Source organism: Amycolatopsis sp. NPDC049691 (assembly GCF_040675005.1).
Lineage (GTDB): Bacteria > Actinomycetota > Actinomycetes > Mycobacteriales > Pseudonocardiaceae > Amycolatopsis.
In genome coordinates this window covers 144,172-162,166 of the sequence record NZ_JBFANX010000004.1, presented here as the reverse complement: position 1 = coordinate 162,166, position 17,995 = coordinate 144,172, and the positions used below count along the sequence as shown (strand labels likewise).

Sequence of the window (17,995 nt, the reverse complement as noted above, 5' to 3'; positions counted from 1 at the left end):
GTCTGTGGGTGGCGAGCGTGCCTGCGGGGAAGGCGCACCTGGCTTGGGCGTGGGTGGCTCGGCCTCGGCCTGTCGCCGATCGGTCCGGTCGTGGGCGGGTGGCGGCATGAGCGCCGACGAACTGCGCCAAGCTCGCGCCTACCTCCTGCGGGTTGCGGAACCCCCGGCCGCCGCGTTGGTTGCCTTTGTGGCCGAGCGCGGCCCGGTGGACGCGGCCGCCCGGGTTCGGCGAGGCGATTGCCCACCCGAGGTGCTCAAAGCGAGCGAGGCGCGTCGCGAGTACGACCTCGTTGGCCAGGACTTCTCGCGGGCCGCCGCGGCTGGGGCTCGGCTTGTCGTCCCTGAAGACGACGAGTGGCCCGCCTGGCCGCTGCTCGCCCTTGACCAAGCCGCTCGGCGGGGTGTTTCCGAAGCCGTCCCTCCGCTCGCGCTCTGGGTCACCGGCGATGTTGCTCTCGGTACCGCCGCCGACCGCGCTGTCGCCGTGGTTGGTGCCCGGGCCGCGACCGAGTACGGCGAGCACCACGCCGCCGAGCTTTCCTACGGCCTGGCCGCCCGGGGTGTTCCGGTGTTCTCGGGTGCGGCCTACGGCATCGACGGCGCCGCCCACCGTGGTGCGCTCGCCGCCTCGGGTGTCACCGTTGCGGTGCTCGGCTGCGCCGTCGATGGCGGCTATCCGGCCGGTCACGTCGGGCTGCTGAACCGGATCGTCCGCAACGGCGGCGCTGTCGTCAGCGAATACCCGCCGGGCACCCCGCCCGCCCGGCACCGGTTCCTGGTCCGCAACCGGCTGATCGCGGCCCTCACCGAGGGCACCTTGGTCGTCGAAGCCGGGAAGCGCAGCGGCGCGCGCAACACCGCTAGCACCGCCGGCGCCCTCGGGAAGGTCGTCATGGCCGTGCCCGGGCCCATCTCGTCGGCGATGTCCGTCGGCTGTCACGAGCTGATCCGGGACTCTCGCGCGACGCTCGTCTCGTCCGTCGACGAGATCCTCGAGACCGTCGGCCGCTTCGGCATCGCCGAGGACCCGGCCGCCCGGCCGAGGCGTCCAACCGACCGGCTTGGCCCCGAGGCGTTGCGCGCCTACGAGGCACTTGCCGTACGCGCCGACCGGTCGGACTCCGAAATCGCGGCCGAATCCGGGCTGCCGCTGCGGAAAGTGCGTGCCCTGCTGCCGGCCTTGGAGATCGACGGATTCGCCGTCCGCGGGGACGCCGGCTGGCGACGACGGAAGGAAAGCGCGTGAACGCCACGAAATCCGGGCGAAATCGTCGACGGCGTTCGGCCGGTCCGGTGTGCCCGCGTGGCGATCCTTGACCGGAGGCGGTTGTTCGCGCAGCGTGACATCCATGCCGCCGCCATCACACCCCGGCCGGGGCCGCCGCCGTCCGGACCTGCGTGCGCTCCGGGCCGCGCTGCCCGAGCCGGTCCGGGCCGTCGTCACCGGGTACGAACGGCACCTCGGACTCGAACGCGGCCTGTCCGTGCACACCGTCCGGGCGTACGTCGGCGATGCGGTGTCGCTGCTGGGGTTCGTCGTGGACGGCGGCGACGCGCTCGCCGAGCTGGACCTCGCGCGGCTGCGGGCGTGGCTCGCCGCCCAGCAGACCGGCGGGGCGAGCCGGACGACGCTCGCGCGGCGGGCCGCGTCGGCGCGGACGTTCACCGCCTGGGCGCACCGGACCGGCGTCCTCGCGACCGACCCCGGGGGCCGGCTCGCGGCGCCGCGGGCGCACCGCACCCTGCCCGGGGTGCTGCGCGCCGGGCAGGCGGGGGAGGTCATGCAGGCGTCGGCGGCCGGTGCGGCCGAACGCGATCCCGTCGCACTGCGTGATCGCGCGATCGTCGAGCTGCTCTACGCCACCGGCATCCGCGTGTCCGAGTTGTGCGGGTTGGACGTCGGTGGAGCCGACTTCTCCCGTCGTGTCGTGACGGTGCTCGGCAAGGGCGGGAAGGAGCGCGTGGTGCCGTTCGGTGTGCCGGCGGCAGAAGCGCTCGACGACTGGATCACCGAGGGACGGCCGAAGATCGTCGCGGAAACCGCCGGTGACGGCGTCGAGCCCGCGCTTTTCCTCGGTGTCCGGGGGAAACGCGTCGACCCGCGCGCGGTGCGGCGGGTGGTGCACGACGCCGTCTCGGCGGTGCCCGGAGCGCTCGACATGGGGCCGCACGGCCTGCGGCATTCGGCGGCGACACATCTGCTCGAAGGGGGTGCCGATCTCAGGAGCGTTCAGGAACTGCTCGGTCACGCTACGCTTGCCACGACGCAGCTCTACACTCATGTGACCGTCGACCGGTTGAAAGCGATCCATGACCGAGCGCACCCCAGGGCCTGAGGCGGCCCGGGGAGTCTCGCCGGGGTCGTCACCAGCAGGCCCGGCGGCGCACGCGCATCCGCACGAGCACGGAGACGATACTGAGCCGCATGCCGAGAACGACTGTGCAATGACCGCAGGACCGCACGTGACCGAAGCCGCCGGAGTGACCACTCACGGTGAGGCCGCCGCGCCCGCGGAATCGCGCGCCGGCTACGACGTCGACGCCGGGATCGCGGCGCTGTGGCGGCAGTTCGCCGACAGCCCCGACCAGGCGTCGCGCGATCGGCTCGTGCTGCACTACGCCCCGCTGGTCAAGTACGTCGCGGGCCGGGTCGGCACCGGCCTGCCGACCCACGTCGACGTCGGTGACCTCGTGCAGTCCGGCATCTTCGGCCTCGTCGACGCGATCGAGAAGTTCGACCCCGAGCGCGGCCTGCGCTTCGAGACGTACGCGATGCAGCGCATCCGCGGCGCGATCCTCGACGACCTCCGTTCGCAGGACTGGGTGCCGCGCGCGGTGCGCAGCAAGGCCAAGGAGGCCGAGCGCGCGATGGAGCGGCTCGGCGCCCGCCTGAACCGCACCCCGACCGACGCCGAGCTCGCCGCCGAGCTGGGCATCGGCCTCGACGACCTGCGCGACTTCTACGGCCAGCTGCAGCTGACCAGCGTCGTCGCGCTGGAGGACCTGGTGGCCGCGGGCAAGGACAGCGGCTCGCTGGTCGACACGCTGCCCGACGACGACGCCGTCGACCCGGTCGCGGTGCTCGTCGACCAGGACAACCGGCGCCAGCTCGCGCAGGCCATCGCGCAGCTGACCGAGCGCGACAAGATCGTGGTCAGCCTCTACTACTTCGAGAGCCTGACCCTCGCCGAGATCGGCAAGGTCCTCGGCGTCACCGAGTCGCGGGTCAGCCAGCTGCACACGCGGGCGGTCATGCGGCTGCGCGCCAAGCTGGTCGAGCAGACCGGCTCCTGATCACGGACCACCTCCCCACGGCTTGAGGCGGAACTCGCCGAGCTCGCCGGTCAGGGCGAGGGGATCGACGTACTCGTCGCCGCGCCGCACGCCCCAGTGCAGGCAGGCGGCGATCGCGCAGCCGGGGTGCCCGGCGAGGACCGTCCCGAGCACCTGCCCTCGGTAGACCTGGTCGCCGACGGCCACTTTCGGCTCGACAGGCTCGTAAGTGGTGCGCAGGCCACCGTCGTGGTCGACCGACAGCACGGGCCGCCCGCCGACGAGCCCGGCGAAGACGACGACGCCGGCGTCGGCCGCGAGCACCTCCTGGCCGGGGACGGCGGCCAGGTCGACGCCCCGGTGCCCGGCGCCGTAGGGGGTTTCGGGGGCGTCGAAGTACTTCGTGACCACCGGAACGGGTGAGAGTGGCCAGGAAAGCCGCCCTTGGGGCACGGCCGGCGGGAAGCCCGGCGAGGCCACGGCCGGCGGGAAGCCCGGCGAGGCCCAGGTGACCGTCCAGGTGACCGAGGCCGGCCGGGACGGTTCCGCCACGAGCGCCGTCCACGGGTCGGCCGGTTCGGGAGCTGCTCTCGGTTCGGACGAGAGCCGGCCGGTGAATGCGGTCGGAGTCGAGCCGAGGGCGGTTGCCGGTTCGGTCGCGGCGCTCGGGTCGGCTCGCGCGCGCCCGGCAAGCCCTTGACCGGCGACCGCCGGCGGGGGCTCACCCGTCCGTGGCTGTGGTGCCGGTGGGGGTCTGTACCCGCCAGGCATCCCCAGGCCGGCCGCGGCCGTCGGGCCGGGCTCCCACACCGCCGCGAACGCCGGGCCGGCTGCCCACACCGCGGCCTCCGACAGCGAGGCGACCAGTGCGCCGGCGATCACGAAACCCATCGTGACCAGGGCGGCAACGCCCCACGCCCGACCCGCTGCCCACCGCGAAACCGTGTTGATCGACTCCATGGCTCCAGCCTGCGGCACCGGACACCCGCGTGGGGGTCCGGTCGCGAATCTGTGGACAACTCGGGCCGTTGCGGAGCCGGTGTGGACAACTCGGCCGCCGGTGGGGGAGGGGCTGGTGGCAGGGGGTAGAATCTTTTGCGCGGTCCGCGTGAGCGGGCTGACTTCGCGTGCACGTGCGCGTTCCCTCGATATTTCCTACCGCGGGAGACGCACGGGGTCCGGCGGTCCCTGGGGTTCCACACAACCCCCGGGTCCGGGCTCCGGCACGGGCACCAGGGCGAACGGCCACCCGGCCGCGAGCGACAAAACCGAGCAGCGCGTCCAGCGGGCGCGCGCGACACAGAAGAGGTGTGATTCCGGCAATGGCCGTCGTCACCATGAAGCAGCTGCTCGACAGCGGCGTGCACTTCGGGCACCAGACCCGCCGGTGGAACCCGAAGATGAAGCGCTACATCTTCACCGAGCGCAACGGCATCTACATCATCGACCTGCAGCAGACGCTGACCTACATCGACCGTGCGTACGAGTTCATCAAGGAGACCGTCGCGCACGGCGGCACCATCATGTTCGTCGGCACCAAGAAGCAGGCCCAGGAAGCCATCGCCAACGAGGCCGCGCGCGTGGGCATGCCCTACGTCAACCAGCGCTGGCTCGGCGGCATGCTGACCAACTTCCAGACCGTGCACAAGCGCCTCCTCCGCCTCAAGGAGCTCGAGGCCCAGGAGCAGACCGGTGGCTTCACCGGCCTCACCAAGCGCGAGATCCTGACGCTGACCCGCGAGAAGGAAAAGCTGGAGAAGACCCTCGGCGGTATCCGCGACATGGCCAAGGTGCCGAGCGCGGTGTGGATCGTCGACACGAAGAAGGAGCACATCGCCGTCGGCGAGGCTCGGAAGCTGAACATCCCGGTCGTCGCGATCCTGGACACCAACTGCGACCCGGACGAGGTCGACTACCCGATCCCGGGCAACGACGACGCGATCCGGTCGGCCGCGCTGCTGACCAAGGTCGTCGCGGAAGCCGCGGCCGCCGGCCTGATGGCCCGCTCCAGCCGCAACGGTGCCTCCGCCGACGCGAAGCCGGAGCCGGGCGTCGCCTCCGACGAGCCGCTGGCCGAGTGGGAGAAGGAGCTGCTCGCCGGCTCCGAGACCGCCGCCGCCGACGCGACCGAGGCCGCTGCCGCGACCGAGGCCGCCACCGAGCAGGCGACCGCCTCCTCCTGATGTCCCACCGCCCGTGCGGCCGGCCCGCGAAGGGCCGGCCGCACCGGCGTAGCAACCCACAGATTTCCTGCAAAGGACGGATTTACCAGAATGGCGAACTACACCGCCGCTGACGTGAAGCGCCTGCGCGAGATGACCGGCGCGGGCATGATGGACTGCAAGAAGGCGCTGGAGGAGAACGACGGCGACTTCGAGAAGGCCGTCGAGTTCCTCCGCATCAAGGGCGCCAAGGACGTCGGCAAGCGCGCCGAGCGCGCCACCGCCGAGGGCCTGGTCACCGGCGACGGCGGCGTGCTCATCGAGCTCGACTCCGAGACCGACTTCGTCGCGAAGAACGCCGACTTCCAGGCGCTCGCCGCGAAGATCGTCGAGGTCGCGAAGACCCTCAAGACCTCCGACGTCGAGGCGCTCAAGGGTGCCGAGCTCGACGGCAAGACCGTCAACGAGGTCGTCCAGGAGCTGTCGGCCCGCATCGGCGAGAAGCTCGAGCTGCGCCGCGTCGTGGCCTTCGAGGGCCAGACCGCGACCTACCTGCACCGCCGCGGCTCCGACCTGCCGCCGGCCGTCGGTGTGCTCGTCGAGTTCACCGGTGACGACGCCGAGGCCGCCCGCGGTGCCGCCATGCAGGTCGCCGCGCTGCGCGCGAAGTACCTGACCCGCGAAGAGGTCCCGGCCGAGATCGTCGAGAACGAGCGCCGCATCGCCGAGCAGACCGCCCGCGAGGAAGGCAAGCCGGAGCAGGCCCTGCCGAAGATCATCGAGGGCAAGGTCAACGCGTACTACAAGGACAACGTCCTGCTCGAGCAGCCGTCGGTCAAGGACAACAAGAAGACCGTCAAGGCCCTGCTCGACGCGGCCGGCGTGACGCTGACCAAGTTCGCGCGGTTCGAGGTCGGCCAGGCCTGAGGTCAGGCCAGGGCGTAGGTTTCACACCCACAGTGCCCCGTCTCCGTCCATCGGGGACGGGGCACTGTCGGGTCCAGAGGAATGAACAGCGGTCGAGGGGTCTAGGAGGCGACATAGATGGGTGACCGGGTCGAAGGTGGCTACCGGCGGGTGCTGCTGAAGCTGGGCGGCGAAATGTTCGGCGGTGGTTCGATCGGTGTCGATCCGGATGTCGTCCACTCGGTCGCGCAGCAGATCGCCGACGTCGCCCGCACCGGCGTCCAGGTCGCGGTCGTGATCGGCGGCGGCAACTACTTCCGCGGCGCGGAGCTGTCGCAGCGCGGCATGGACCGCGACCGCGCCGACTACATGGCGATGCTGGGCACCGTGATGAACTGCCTGGCGCTGCAGGACTTCCTGGAGAAGGAAGGCCTGCCCACCCGCGTGCAGACCGCCATCACGATGGGCCAGGTCGCCGAGCCCTACATCCCGCGCCGCGCCGAGCGGCACCTGGAGAAGGGGCGCGTCGTGATCTTCGGCGCCGGGGTCGGCATGCCGTACTTCTCCACCGATACCGCTGCGGCGCAGCGGGCGCTCGAGCTGGGTTGCGAGGCCGTGCTGATGGCCAAGGCCGTCGACGGCGTCTACACCGCGGACCCCAAGAGCGACCCCACCGCCGAGATGTTCCGCGAGATCACCCACCGCGAGGTGCTGGAGCGGGACCTCAAGGTCGCCGACGCGACGGCGTTCAGCCTGTGCATGGACAACAACATGCCGATCATCGTGTTCAACCTGCTCACCGAGGGGAACATCGCCCGCGCGGTGAGTGGTGAAAGAATCGGCACGTTGGTCTGCACCCCCGCCGACGGGGTGCCGGCCTAGACCTGCTGGGATCAGCAAGCGCCACCCATCACAACTACGGGAGTGACCGTGATCGACGAGACCCTCCTCGATGCCGAGGAGAAGATGGAAAAAGCGGTGTCCGTCGCCAAGGACGAGCTGACGTCGGTACGCACCGGCCGCGCTTCCTCGACGATGTTCGCGCGGATCGTCGTCGAGTACTACGGCTCGCCGACCCCGCTGAACCAGCTGGCCAGCGTGAACGTGCCGGAAGCCCGGATGGCGCTCATCAAGCCCTACGACCAGTCGCAGCTCGGCGCGATCGAGAAGGCGATCCGGGAGTCGGACCTCGGCGTGAACCCGAGCAACGACGGCCAGGTTATCCGCATCGTCATCCCGCAGCTCACCGAGGAGCGGCGCAAGGAGATGGTGAAGGTCGCCAAGGGCAAGGGCGAGGACGCCCGGGTGTCGATCCGCAGCATCCGCCGCAAGGCCAAGGACGAGCTGGACCGCATCGCCAAGGACGGCGAGGCCGGCGAGGACGACGTCGCGCGCGCGGAGAAGGAACTGCAGAACCTGACCGACACCTACGTGCACAAGGTCGACGAGCTGGTCAAGCACAAGGAAGCCGAGCTGCTCGAGGTCTGATGGCACAGGTGAGCGAGGAACGCGAGGACCGGGTGGACGCGACCGGAGACGAACCGGCCGGACCGGCGACCTCGGAAAGCGGTGAGGCGAGCCGGTTGTCGGCCGCCGGGACCGCCGGTGCCGAGGTGCCGGCGACCCCGGTTGCCGAGCCCGCGCCGGAGGTCGTCAAGAAGGCCTCCAAGGCCGGCCGGAACCTGCCCGCGGCCATCGGGGTCGGGCTGCTGCTCGGCGCCGCGATCATCGTTTCCCTGCTCACCGTGCGCTTCCTGTTCATCGGGATCATCGCGATCGCGATCGCGGTCGGCACCTTCGAGTTCGCCGGGGTGCTGCGCCGGGTCGCGGACATCAAGGTCGCGGTGATCCCGGTGCTCGTGGGCGGGCAGGCGATGATCTGGCTCGCCTGGCCGTTCGGCCGGGAAGGCGCGCTCACCGCCTTCGTCCTCACCGTGCTCGCCTGCCTGCTGTGGCGCCTGCCCGGCGGCGCGAAGGGCTACCTGCGCGACATCAGCGCGTCGACGTTCGCCGCCGCCTACCTGCCGCTCTTCGGCGCCTTCGCGGCCATGCTCGTGCCGCCGTCCGACGGCGTCGGGCGGGTGCTCACCTTCCTGATCGGCGTCGTCGCTTCCGACACCGGGGGCTACATCGCCGGCGTGCTCGGCGGGAAGCACCCGATGGCTCCCACCATCAGCCCGAAGAAGACTTGGGAAGGCTTCGGCGGCTCGCTGGTCGGCGGGGTCGTGGCCGGCGCCCTCACCCTGAGCCTGCTGCTGGACGGCCACGTCTGGCAGGGCATCATCTTCGGCGTCGCGATCGTGCTCACCGCGACCCTCGGCGACCTCGTCGAGTCGCTGATCAAGCGCGACCTCGGCGTCAAGGACATGGGCACGCTGCTGCCCGGGCACGGCGGGATCATGGACCGCCTCGACTCGCTGCTGCCCTCAGCCGTCGTGTCCTGGCTGCTGCTCTCGGCCTTCGTGCCGCTCGGCTGAGCCGGCGTCCCAGCGCATCGTCGCCCGCAGGCCGAGCACCCGCTCGACGACCAGGGCGACCTCCGGCCGGTCGTCGTCGCGCCGGTGCACCAGGAACCACGGCCAGCGTGCCGCAGCGGTGACCGGGCGGCGCACCAGGCTCGGCGGGAACGGTGCCGTGTGCCGCTTCGGCGACTGCAGCACCGGCACCCGCAGCCGCGTCACGTGGTCGAAGAACGCCTGGCCGGTGATGCCGCCGTCGTCGATCCGGACGACGTGCGCGCCGCTGTCCGCCGCGTAGCCGAGCGCGAACTCGTTCCACGCCTGCCACGACGACTGGTCGGAATCCACCAGCACGGACACCGCGGCCGCCGGCACCGCCTCGGCGCGCGCGAAACGGTGCTCACCCGGCAGGACCGCGGGCAACGTCTCGACGCGCACCAGGTGCGCCGCCAGGTCCAGCTCCGCCGGCCGCCGCTCGTCCACCCAGGCCAGCGCCAGGTCGAGGGTTCCGTCGGCAACGCGGACGACCTGCGTGTGCGACGGCAGCACCCACTCGTCGAGCCGGACGACGTCGCCGAGCAGTCCCGTGAGTTCGCCGGGCAGCCAGCTGACGTGCCCCAGCCGCAGTTTCGTCCGCGCGGTGCCGCGGACGCGCCGGGCGGCCGCGTCGGCCAGCTCCAGGATCTGCCGCGCGTCGCCGACGAGCGCCGCTCCCGCGCGCGTCAGCTCGACGTGCCGCCGGTCGCGGACGAACAGCGCCGCGCCCAGCTCGCGTTCGAGCTTCTTGATCTGCTGCGACAGCGACGGGCTCGCGATGCGCAGTCGCTCAGCGGCTCGCGTGAAGTGCAGTTCCTCCGCCACCGCGAGGAAGTACCGCAGCTGCCGCAGCTCCATGGAAACACCGTAGACCTGCGGTGCGAGGTTCTGCCTAACAGAGGTAGACGATGCTTCGTGGACCACCGAAGCTTCCGCGGGTTTGACTCGGGAGCATGACCACCGAAACCCGTGCTCCGGCGAAACTGGCTCTGTCCGCCGTCTGCCTGGGCTTCCTGATGATCACGCTCGACGCGACCATCGTGAACCTCGCGCTGCCCGCGATCGGCGCCGAGTTCGGCGAGCCGTCGGTCGCCGCGCTGCAGTGGGTCGTCGACGCCTACACCGTCACGCTCGCCGCGTTCCTGCTCACCTGGGGCGCCGCCGGCGACCGGTGGGGTTCGCGACGCGTGTTCGAAGCGGGTGTCGCCGTCTTCGTCGTCGCGTCCGTCGGCTGTGCGCTCGCCGGGGACGCGACCTGGCTCATCGCGGCCCGCGCGGTCCAGGGTGCCGGGGCCGCCGCGCTGCTGCCGTCGTCGCTCGCCTTGATCGTCCACCAGTTCCCGGACGCGCGGGAGCGGGCCCGCGCCCTCGGCGTGTGGGGCGGCATGAGCGGCGTCGGGCTGGCCGCCGGGCCGGTGCTCGGCGGGCTCGCCGTCGGCCTCGCCGACTGGCGGCTCGTCTTCGCCGTCAACGTGCCGGTCGGGATCGTCGCCATCGTCCTGACGCGCCGGGCGGTCGCGGAACCGCCGCGTCAGGACACCCACCTCGACTTGGCCGGACAGCTCTTCGGTACGGCGTCGCTGGCCGCTTTCGTCGCCGGCTTCATCGAAGCCGGGCACGCGGGCTGGCTCGCCCCGGCGACCGTCGCGTTGCTCGCCGGGGGAGTGGTGGCGGGCGCGGTGTTCGTGGCGGTCGAGAAGCGCGTCCGCGAACCCGTGCTGCCGCTCGATACGCTCAAGATCCGGAACTTCGCGGTGGCGTCCGGGATCGGCGGCCTGTTCAACTTCTGCCTCTACGGCACGCTCTTCTGCCTCGCGTTGTCCCTGCAACGCGCCTGGTCGCTCGGCGCGCTCGCCGCCGGGCTCGCGCTGGTGCCGCTGACGATGGCGGTCGGGCTCAACGCGTTCTTCAGCGGACGGCTGACCGGGCGGTTCGGCGCGCGCGTCCCGATGGTCGCGGGTGCGCTCGCCGGGCTCGCCGGTGCGATCGGCTTCGCCCTGCTGCCGGCCGGGCGCGCCCTCGTGCCGTTCGTCGTCGTCTCGGTCGTCTTCGGCTGCTGCTCGCTGGCCATGCCCGCGATGACGTCGCTGGCGATGAACTCCTTGCCGGGCAAGGCCGGGCTGGCCGCCGGCGTGCTCAACGCGTCCCGCCAGACCGGCGGCGCGATCGGGGTCGCGCTCGTCGGCGCGCTGCCGCCCGCCACCGGGATGTGGTTGGTAGCGGGCGGGTACGCGCTGGTCGTGGGCTTGGCGTTCGCCGAACGTCAGTCGTCGTAGGGGTCGTCGACCTCGGCGCGGCCCCAGTCCTCCGAGACGCGCGAGTGGTCGATCACCGCGAAGACGGCGCCTTCCGGGTCGGCGAGGATCGACATCCGGCCGAACGGCGTGTCGTAGGGCTGGATCACGACGGTGCCGCCGTGCATGAGCGACTCGCCCGCGACCGCGTCGACGCCGCGCGCCGGGTCGATGTCGAAGTAGACGAGCCAGTGCGGCGGGGTGTCGAGGCTGTACTCCGAGCCCATGACGTACCGGTAGAGCACGGGCTCGTGCTCGATGAGCCATTCGACGTAGTCCAGGGACTCGCCGTCGCCGATCTGGTGGCTGCCGTAGGTGAAGAGCTTGGTGTAGAAGTGATCCGCCGCGACGCCGTCGTGCGTGTTGAGGTCCGCGCCGCTGAAGGTGTTGGGGATCCCGGTGACGAACTCCCAGTCCGGCGGCACCTCCCAGAACACCACCGGCGCGCCGCACGCGTCGACGGCGTGCAGGATCGTGCCGCGCTGCGGGATCGGCGCCGGGCCGAGCGTGATCCGCCCGCCGAGGTGCTCCACCCACTCGGCCGCGCTCGCGGTGTGCGGCACGGACAGGTGCGGCATCCAGCCCAGCGGCGCGCCCGGCGCGGCGCGGTACAGGCCGCCGACGGGGAGGTTGTTCATCGTCGCGATGGCGTACCGGCCGTCGAACGTCGCGGGATCCCGTTGAGTGGTGTACTCCCAGCCGAAGAGGGCACCGTAGAATCGTTCCGCCACGGCCTGCTCGCGGCAGGCCAGCTCGATCCAGCACGGGATTCCGGCCGGAACCGGGGACGGGGGACTGGACGGGCCGATCGTCATGAAGTGCTCCTCCCGGGACCCACCGAATTCTAGGCGTGAACCGTGTGGTTTCCGCCAAGATTCGGCCGCCGGAAAATCACTACCGGCGCAGGAGGGCCCGAAAGGAGCAGCGGTGCGGTGGTCGTCCCGGCGCGCGGAGGTCGTGCCGAGCCCGAACATCTGGTACTACCCGGCCGACTACGAGCTGGAGAACCGGGCGCAGGACAGCGCCGGCGAGATCTGGCGCGTGCTGCGCGAAGAGGCCGATTGGGCCGGGCGGGACGTACTGGACGTCGGCTGCGGGGACGGGTTCCACTTGCCGCGCTTCGCCCGCGACGCCCGCTCGGTGCTCGGGGTCGAGCCGCACGAGCCGTTGGTGCGAAGCGCGCTGAAGCGCGTGGCGGGACTGTCGAACGTGGACGTCCGGCTGGGCCGGGCCCAGCGGCTGCCGGTCCGCAGCGCGAGCGTCGACGTCGTCCACGCGCGCACGGCGTACTTCTTCGGACCCGGCTGCGAGCCGGGACTCGCGGAGGCCGAGCGGGTGCTGCGGCCGGGCGGGACGATCGTGATCGTCGACCTCGACGTGACCAGCGAGCCCTACGGCGGCTGGATGCGCGCCGACCTGCCGCACTACGACCCGGTGGCGGTGGAGCGGTTCTTCGCCCGCGCCGGGTTCGGCCTACGCCGGGTCGCCACCCAGTGGCGTTTCACGACCGCCGCCGACCTGGAAGCGGTGCTGAAGATCGAGTTCAGCAAGCGGGTCGCCGAACAGGCGATCGCGGAGTCCTTGCAGCGTAACGGGAATCGCGCGCAGGACCTGACGCTGCCGGTGGGTTACCGCGTGCACACGCGGGTCAAGCCCACCGGCCTCGTCCTGCCAGGTCACTCGGCTGCCGTCTCGCCCGAAGCGGACTCCTCGTCGTCTTCGCCGAGGATGCCGTAGAGCGAGCGCCGGGCGTCGTTGAGCACCTCGGCCGCGCGGGCCTGCTGGCTCTCGGTGCCCGCGCGCATGATCTGCACGACGGCGGCGGCCAGGTTCTTGCCCGCCTTGGCGAGCCCGACCTCGACCGGGTCGACGTCCTGGGCGATCTGCTCCCACGGCGGGGTGCTGTCCTGCTCCGCCGCGGCGGTGCGGCCGGCCTCGGTCAGCTCGAACAGCTTCTTGCCGTGCTCGTCCTTGCTGATGACCAGGCCTTCGTCGGCCAGCAGCTGCAGCGTCGGGTAGACCGAGCCGGGGCTCGGCCGCCAGAAGCCGCCGGAGCGCTCGCCGATTTCGCGGATGATCTCGTAGCCGTGCCGGGGCTGCTCGGCGAGCAGCGCCAGGATCGCGGCGCGGACGTCACCGCGGCGGCTGCGCCGTCCGCCGTGACCCCGCCGGCCCGGTCCGTGTCCCCGGCCGCGTCCGCCGCGTGGACCGAAACCCGGCCCGAAGCCCGGGCCGAAGTCGCCGAAGCCACCGAAGGGGGCTCGCCCACGTTCCTGGGCGAAGGGGTGCTCTTGCATGAAGGGGTGTCGTTGCCTACGCATGTCGGTTGTTCCTTTCTCGAACGGTTGCGACACGTTCACGATATATCGGAAACGGTCGGCTGGCAACCTCGTGCCGGTGATGCCGCTCACGGAACTTGAGCCCTCAAGTTCTGGCCCATAGGGTAGGCAAGCCTAAACACCTGTTAGCAGAGGTAACGACCAGTGCGGACCCGATCGCTCCCGCTCACGGCCGGGCTGGTGATCCTCACCGCGGCCGTGGCCGCCGCCGTGCTGCTCAGCATCGCCGTCGGCACCCGCGGCCTGAGCCCGGTCACCGTGCTGGACGCGCTCTTCCACTTCGACCCGGGCAACCCCGACCACCTCGTCGTCCGCGAACTCCGGCTCCCGCGCACGCTCGCCGGGGTGCTCGCCGGCGTCGCGCTGGGCCTGTCCGGCGCCGTCATCCAAGGCGCGACGCGCAACCCCCTGGCCGACCCGGGTCTGCTCGGTGTCAACGCGGGTGCCGCCCTCTTCGTCGTCCTGGGCATCGGCACCTTCGGCATCACCAGCGTCGGCGGGTACGTCTGGTTCGGCTTCGCGGGCGCCGCGGCGGCGGGCGCCGTCGTCTACGGCGTCAGCTCGCTCGGCCGCGCCGGGGCGACGCCGGTGAAGCTCGCCCTCGCCGGGGCCGCGGTGACGGCGGCGCTGGCGTCGGTGACCAGCGCGCTCCTGCTGACCGACCAGACGACTTTCGACCAGTACCGCTTCTGGCAGGTCGGCTCGCTGACCGGCCGCGACGCGGCGACGATCACCCAGGCCGTGCCGTTCGTGGTGGCGGGCGTGGTCCTCGCGCTGGTCTCCGCGCGGCTGCTCAACGCGCTGTCCCTCGGCGAGGACGTCGCCCGCTCGCTCGGCCAGAACGTCCCGGTCGCCCGGCTGGTGTGCGCGCTGGCCGTCGTCGTGCTCTGCGGGGCGGCGACGGCGATCGCGGGGCCGATCGCGTTCGTCGGGCTGACCGTGCCGCACGCGGCACGCCTCATCACCGGCCCGGACCACCGCTGGCTGCTGCCGTACTCCGCGCTCCTGGCCCCGTTGCTCCTGCTCGTCTCCGACGTCGTCGGCCGCGTGGTCGCGCGCCCGGCCGAGGTCCAGGTCGGCATCGTCACGGCACTCATCGGCGCGCCCGTGTTCGTCTTCCTGGTGCGCCGCCGGAAGGTCGTGGCGGTGTGAGCGCCGTCGAGGCGGTCGCCGCCGCACGTCGCCGGGGTGCGGTCCGGGCCCGCTCGGTGACGTTCGTCCTGCTGCTGGCGATCGTCGTCGTCTTCGCGCTTTCCCTGGCGGTGGGCGACTTCCCGGTGCCGCTCGGCGACCTCCCCGGCCTCCTCTTCGGCCAGGGCGCCGGCCGGGCGGCTTACGTCGTCACCGAACTCAGGCTGCCGAGAGCGGTCACCGGCGTCCTCGTCGGGATCGCCTTCGGGACGTCCGGCGCGCTCTTCCAGCGGCTGCTGCGCAATCCGCTCGCCAGCCCGGACGTCATCGGCGTGACGCAGGGCGCGAGCGCGGCGGCGGTCGTCGCGATCGTGCTCTTCGGCGCCGGCGGCGCGGTCGTCTCGGCCGCGGCACTGGCCGGCGCGCTGCTCACCGGCGCGACGATCTACCTGCTCGCCCGCCGCGGCGGCGTGCACGGCTACCGCCTGGTTCTGGTCGGCGTCGGGGTCGGCGCGGTGCTGACGAGCGTCGTGTCGTACCTGATGACCTGGGCCGACGTCACCCTCGCCCAGCAGGCCCTGGTCTGGCTGACGGGCAACCTCAACGGCCGCGGCTGGGACCACGCGGGCCCGCTGGCCGCCGCGCTCGTCGTCCTGCTGCCCGCGGCGCTGCTGCTGGGCCGGGCGCTCACCGGCCTGCAGCTCGGCGACGACACCGCCGCCGGGCTCGGGGTCGACGTCGAACGCCGCCGCGTGGTCCTGCTGCTGGTCGCCGTCGCGCTCACCGCGTTCGCCACCGCGGCCGCGGGGCCGGTCGCGTTCGTCGCCTTCGTGGCCAACCCGATCGCCACCCGGCTCGTCGGCGGCGCCCGCGCGGGTCTCGTGCCCGCCGCGCTCACCGGCGCGCTCGTGGTGCTGCTGGGCGACTTCGCCGCTCAGCACCTGCTCGGCGCGCAGCTGCCGGTCGGCGTCGTGACCGGCGCGGTGGGCGCGCCCTACCTGCTGTGGCTGCTCGCGAGCGCCAACCGCGCCGGGCGGATGTGAGGGGAACGCCGTGACACTGCACACCGAGAACCTCGAGCTGGGCTACGGCCCGCTGCGCGTGGTCAAGGACCTGTCCGTGCGGATCCCGCCCGGCAAGGTCACCATGATCGTCGGGACCAACGCCTGCGGGAAGTCGACGCTGCTGCGCGGCCTCGCGCGGCTGCTGACCCCCACCAAAGGCGCGGTCTACCTCGACGGCACGGGCATCACGACGTTGCGCAGCAAGGACGTCGCCACGAGGCTGGGCCTGCTGCCGCAGTCGCCGACCGCGCCCGAAGGCATCACCGTCGCCGACCTCGTCGGCCGTGGCCGCTATCCCCACCAGGGCATGTTCCGCCGCTGGAGCGCCGAAGACGACGACGCCGTCGCGAAGGCGATGGTCGCCACCGACACCGTCGAGCTGGCCGGCCGGCCGGTCGACGAACTGTCCGGCGGGCAGCGCCAGCGCGTCTGGATCGCCATGGCCCTGGCGCAGCGGACGCCGCTGCTGCTGCTCGACGAGCCCACGACGTTCCTCGACATCGCCCACCAGGTCGAAGTCCTGGACCTGCTGGCCGAGCTGAACGCCGAGGACGGCCGGACGATCGTCATCGTCCTGCACGACCTCAACCTGGCCGCCCGCTACGGCGACCACCTCATCGCGATGAAGGACGGCCGGATCGCCGCCGAGGGCGCGCCCGCCGACATCCTCACCGCGGACCTCGTCGCCGACGTCTTCGGCATGCCCTGCCGGGTCATCGAAGACCCGGTGTCCGCCACGCCCCTCGTCGTCCCGATCGGCAGGCGGCGGGCCAACCCTCCAGGAGAAGGAACCCCCGATGCGTCCTAAGTGGACAAAGCCGGCCGCCGCGCTCGCGGCCGTCACCCTGCTTGCCGCGTGCGGGCAGCCGTCGAAGCCCAGCAGCTCGGGCGTCGGCGACCAGGACGTCGCCACCGGCGGCCGGCTGTTCTCGACTGCGGACAGCGAAACGGCCAAGCTCGGCGCCGACGTCGGTCCCGGCGTCTTCCCGCGCACGGTGACCCACGCGCTCGGCAGGACGAAGCTGGACAAGAAGCCCACGCGGGTCGTCGTGCTGGACAGCGGCGAGCTCGACGACGTCCTCGCGCTCGGCGTCACCCCCGTCGGCATGGCGACGACGGCCGGGCAGAGCGGCGTGCCGTCCTACCTCGCCGACCGCGTCCAGGGCATCCCGGCGGTCGGGGACATCAACAACCTCAACCTCGAAGCGATCGCGGCGCTGACCCCGGACCTGATCGTGGGCAGCAAGCTGCGCGCCAACGACCTCTACCCGCAGCTGTCGAAGATCGCGCCGACGGTGTTCAGCATCCGGCCCGGGTTCCCGTGGAAGGAGAACCTGCTGCTGATCGGCGCCTCGCTCGGCGACGAGACCAAGGCCGTCGGGCTGCTGAACGACTACCAGAAGCGCGCGAACGAGGTGAAGGCTTCGGTGAAGGGCACGCCGAAGATCTCGCTGCTGCGGTTCCTGTCCGGCAACATCCGGCTCTACGGCAACCTGTCCTTCATCGGCGTCATCCTCAAGGACGTCGGTCTCGAGCGGCCGGCGAACCAGAACATCGACGAGCTGGCCGCGCAGATCTCCAAGGAGCGCATCGACGAGGCCGACGCCGACTGGATCTTCTACTCCAGCTACGGCGCCGGCCCGAGCGCGGACGAGAAGGCCGTCACGAGCAGCGGGCTGTGGGCCGGGCTGGGCGCGGTCAAGGCCAAGCACGCGATCCCGGTCGCTGACGAAGTGTGGTTCCTCGGGCTCGGCCCGATCGGGGCGATGAAGGTCCTTGACGACCTGCAGAAGTACTTGGGCTGAGAAGATCGGCGCGTGCCGGAAACCATCGACGAGATCGACGCGCGCCTGCTCCAGGCCCTGGGGGAGGACCCCCGGTCCACGGCGGTCGCGCTGGCCGAGCGGCTGGGCCTGTCCCGCAACACGGTGCAGGCCCGGCTCGTGCGGCTCGAGCAGCGCGGCGCCCTCCGCTCGTTCGAACGCCGCATCGACCCCGCCCGGCTGGGCTACCCGCTGCGGGCCTTCGTCAACGCGATGGTCGACCAGCGGCGCCTCGCCGAGATCGCCGACGCCCTTGCCACGATCCCCGAGGTCACCGAGGTGTGCGGGCTGACCGGGGCGAGCGACCTGATGGTGCAGGTGGTGGCCGTCGACGCCGACGACCTCTACCGCATCGCCGGGCGCATCCTCGCCTCCCCGGGCGTCGAGCGGACGAACATCTCCCTCGTCATGCGGGAACTCGTCCCGTACCGTCTGACGCCCCTGCTGGAGCGCGTGCATTCTGCGCACCCGGAGACCTGAGCCACCCGCTCCCGGTGTGCATTCTGCG

19 protein-coding genes are annotated in these 17,995 nt (G+C 71.9%); 15 read left to right on the top strand and 4 right to left on the bottom strand.

All coding sequences use genetic code 11. From position 1 onward, the window contains the following. Positions 1–106: 106 nt before the first annotated feature. The 3 genes from dprA to AB0J40_RS10605 all read left to right on the top strand — a co-directional run bounded on the left by dprA (position 107) and on the right by AB0J40_RS10605 (position 3,294). Positions 107–1,246 (top strand): DNA-processing protein DprA, encoded by a 1,140-nt coding sequence (dprA, locus tag AB0J40_RS10615; RefSeq protein WP_364450470.1) that lies wholly within the window; start codon positions 107–109, stop codon positions 1,244–1,246. Between the two features lie 103 nt (positions 1,247–1,349). Beyond that, the gene (locus AB0J40_RS10610) at positions 1,350–2,336 is read left to right on the top strand and encodes a tyrosine recombinase XerC (protein ID WP_364450467.1); all 987 of its coding nucleotides are present in this window, start codon (positions 1,350–1,352) and stop codon (positions 2,334–2,336) included. A gap of 109 nt (positions 2,337–2,445) precedes the next feature. Continuing rightward, the gene (locus tag AB0J40_RS10605) at positions 2,446–3,294 is read left to right on the top strand and encodes a FliA/WhiG family RNA polymerase sigma factor (RefSeq protein ID WP_364450464.1); all 849 of its coding nucleotides are present in this window, start codon (positions 2,446–2,448) and stop codon (positions 3,292–3,294) included. On the opposite strand, the gene AB0J40_RS10600 is transcribed toward AB0J40_RS10605, so the two are convergent. Further along, the gene (locus AB0J40_RS10600) at positions 3,295–3,753 is read right to left on the bottom strand and encodes a M23 family metallopeptidase (protein WP_364451347.1); all 459 of its coding nucleotides are present in this window, start codon (positions 3,751–3,753) and stop codon (positions 3,295–3,297) included. A gap of 842 nt (positions 3,754–4,595) precedes the next feature. Between AB0J40_RS10600 and rpsB the strand changes: the two genes are divergently transcribed. From rpsB to AB0J40_RS10575, 5 genes are all read left to right on the top strand, one after another. After that, positions 4,596–5,456, top strand: a complete 861-nt coding sequence (rpsB, locus tag AB0J40_RS10595; protein ID WP_310974434.1) for a 30S ribosomal protein S2 — start codon at positions 4,596–4,598, stop codon at positions 5,454–5,456. 90 nt (positions 5,457–5,546) lie between these two features. Beyond that, positions 5,547–6,362: a translation elongation factor Ts gene (tsf, locus tag AB0J40_RS10590; protein ID WP_364450461.1), complete on the top strand. Its 816-nt coding sequence runs from the start codon at positions 5,547–5,549 to the stop codon at positions 6,360–6,362. Between the two features lie 117 nt (positions 6,363–6,479). Continuing rightward, on the top strand, positions 6,480–7,223 hold the full coding sequence (gene pyrH, locus AB0J40_RS10585) for a UMP kinase (RefSeq protein WP_247062389.1): 744 nt from the start codon (positions 6,480–6,482) through the stop codon (positions 7,221–7,223). A 48-nt stretch (positions 7,224–7,271) separates the two neighbouring features. Continuing rightward, positions 7,272–7,829 carry a ribosome recycling factor gene (gene frr / locus AB0J40_RS10580; RefSeq protein ID WP_125306583.1) on the top strand — a complete coding sequence of 186 codons (558 nt, stop codon included), beginning with the start codon at positions 7,272–7,274 and terminating at the stop codon, positions 7,827–7,829. Continuing rightward, positions 7,829–8,818 (top strand): phosphatidate cytidylyltransferase, encoded by a 990-nt coding sequence (locus AB0J40_RS10575; RefSeq protein ID WP_364450458.1) that lies wholly within the window; start codon positions 7,829–7,831, stop codon positions 8,816–8,818. Before frr ends, AB0J40_RS10575 begins: the two co-directional genes overlap by 1 nt. On the opposite strand, the gene AB0J40_RS10570 is transcribed toward AB0J40_RS10575, so the two are convergent. Beyond that, complete coding sequence (locus AB0J40_RS10570; protein WP_364450455.1) at positions 8,768–9,694, bottom strand: LysR family transcriptional regulator; 927 nt, start codon at positions 9,692–9,694, stop codon at positions 8,768–8,770. The two genes, AB0J40_RS10575 and AB0J40_RS10570, sit on opposite strands and share 51 nt — an antisense overlap. 95 nt (positions 9,695–9,789) lie before the next feature. Here AB0J40_RS10570 and AB0J40_RS10565 point away from each other — a divergent pair, with 95 nt between their 5' ends. Continuing rightward, positions 9,790–11,112 (top strand): MFS transporter, encoded by a 1,323-nt coding sequence (locus AB0J40_RS10565; protein WP_364450452.1) that lies wholly within the window; start codon positions 9,790–9,792, stop codon positions 11,110–11,112. Here the strand turns inward: AB0J40_RS10565 and AB0J40_RS10560 are convergent. After that, positions 11,100–11,945, bottom strand: coding sequence for a VOC family protein (locus AB0J40_RS10560; RefSeq protein WP_364450449.1), 846 nt, complete (start codon positions 11,943–11,945; stop codon positions 11,100–11,102). The genes AB0J40_RS10565 and AB0J40_RS10560 overlap by 13 nt on opposite strands. A gap of 112 nt (positions 11,946–12,057) precedes the next feature. On the opposite strand from AB0J40_RS10560, the gene AB0J40_RS10555 reads away from it, so the two are divergent. Further along, complete coding sequence (locus AB0J40_RS10555) at positions 12,058–12,867, top strand: class I SAM-dependent methyltransferase (protein WP_364450448.1); 810 nt, start codon at positions 12,058–12,060, stop codon at positions 12,865–12,867. Here the strand turns inward: AB0J40_RS10555 and AB0J40_RS10550 are convergent. Further along, positions 12,807–13,427 (bottom strand): PadR family transcriptional regulator, encoded by a 621-nt coding sequence (locus tag AB0J40_RS10550; RefSeq protein WP_364450445.1) that lies wholly within the window; start codon positions 13,425–13,427, stop codon positions 12,807–12,809. The two genes, AB0J40_RS10555 and AB0J40_RS10550, sit on opposite strands and share 61 nt — an antisense overlap. 186 nt (positions 13,428–13,613) lie before the next feature. On the opposite strand from AB0J40_RS10550, the gene AB0J40_RS10545 reads away from it, so the two are divergent. The 5 genes from AB0J40_RS10545 to AB0J40_RS10525 are packed head-to-tail and all read left to right on the top strand — an operon-like array spanning position 13,614 to position 17,967. After that, entirely contained in the window at positions 13,614–14,621 is a 1,008-nt protein-coding gene (locus AB0J40_RS10545) for an iron chelate uptake ABC transporter family permease subunit (RefSeq protein ID WP_364450443.1), read from the top strand. After that, the gene (locus AB0J40_RS10540; protein ID WP_364450440.1) at positions 14,618–15,643 is read left to right on the top strand and encodes an iron chelate uptake ABC transporter family permease subunit; all 1,026 of its coding nucleotides are present in this window, start codon (positions 14,618–14,620) and stop codon (positions 15,641–15,643) included. The genes AB0J40_RS10545 and AB0J40_RS10540 overlap by 4 nt, the downstream gene beginning before the upstream one ends. A gap of 10 nt (positions 15,644–15,653) precedes the next feature. Then, positions 15,654–16,472, top strand: coding sequence for an ABC transporter ATP-binding protein (locus tag AB0J40_RS10535; protein WP_364450439.1), 819 nt, complete (start codon positions 15,654–15,656; stop codon positions 16,470–16,472). After that, on the top strand, positions 16,462–17,469 hold the full coding sequence (locus tag AB0J40_RS10530) for an iron-siderophore ABC transporter substrate-binding protein (protein WP_364450437.1): 1,008 nt from the start codon (positions 16,462–16,464) through the stop codon (positions 17,467–17,469). Before AB0J40_RS10535 ends, AB0J40_RS10530 begins: the two co-directional genes overlap by 11 nt. 12 nt (positions 17,470–17,481) lie before the next feature. Beyond that, on the top strand, positions 17,482–17,967 hold the full coding sequence (locus tag AB0J40_RS10525; RefSeq protein WP_364450434.1) for an Lrp/AsnC family transcriptional regulator: 486 nt from the start codon (positions 17,482–17,484) through the stop codon (positions 17,965–17,967). The last annotated feature ends 28 nt before the right edge of the window (positions 17,968–17,995 follow it).